Annotated in this window: 1 protein-coding gene; it reads right to left on the bottom strand. The window is 53.7% G+C overall.

Going from position 1 to position 229, the window contains the following annotated elements:
• The coding region (locus SB725_RS34310) for an aldo/keto reductase (protein WP_410923845.1) at positions 1-229 on the bottom strand (229 nt) is incomplete at both ends.

Here is a 229-nt window from a genome sequence, read left to right as displayed (position 1 = left end):
AGTGATCCTGCATACTGACAAACTGCGCCCAGCCGTGCTGTTTTTGGAGTTCCAGTGCCTGAGCAAACTGCGAAGCGTGCATTGATGACGCGCCGATATAACGCGCTTTCCCGGCTTTTACCACGTCGTTCAGAGCTTCCAGCGTCTCTTCGATCGGCGTGTTGTAATCCCAGCGATGAATTTGCAGGATATCGACATAATCCATGCCGAGACGTCGCAGGCTGTCGTC

The organism is Pseudomonas sp. SIMBA_041 (assembly GCF_046535095.1).
Classification (GTDB): Bacteria; Pseudomonadota; Gammaproteobacteria; order Pseudomonadales; family Pseudomonadaceae; genus Aquipseudomonas; species Aquipseudomonas mucoides.
The sequence above is the reverse complement of the archived record's forward strand: the minus strand, read 5'-3'. Positions and strand labels throughout refer to the sequence as shown.